We start from the raw sequence: 294 nt of genomic DNA on the forward strand, positions 1-294 counted from the left end.
GGCGCTGCGGGGGAATTCTCATTGTACACCGCATCGCGATACAACATGATGATGCTGTCCGCATCTTGCTCAACACTGCCGGAATCTCGTAAGTCTGCGTTTACAGGTCGTTTGTTAGGGCGCTTTTCAACATCGCGGGATAGCTGGCTCAGGGCTATAACAGGCGTTTTGAGGTCTTTCGCCAGTCGTTTTAAGCTGGAAGAAATATGCGCCACGGCCAGATCATTACGCTCTGCCTTTGGCTTATCAATCAGCCCCAGATAATCAACCATGATGAGAGATAATGCCGGGTGT

Annotated in this window: 1 protein-coding gene; it reads right to left on the reverse strand. The window is 50.7% G+C overall.

Features of this window, described 5'->3' with window-relative positions; all coding sequences use genetic code 11:
• The coding region (locus tag NXS07_RS21140; RefSeq protein ID WP_258087649.1) for a DnaB-like helicase C-terminal domain-containing protein at positions 1–294 on the reverse strand (294 nt) is incomplete at both ends.

The sequence above is a fragment of the Xenorhabdus bovienii genome (genome assembly GCF_024721015.1).
Taxonomy (GTDB): Bacteria; Pseudomonadota; Gammaproteobacteria; order Enterobacterales; family Enterobacteriaceae; genus Xenorhabdus; species Xenorhabdus bovienii.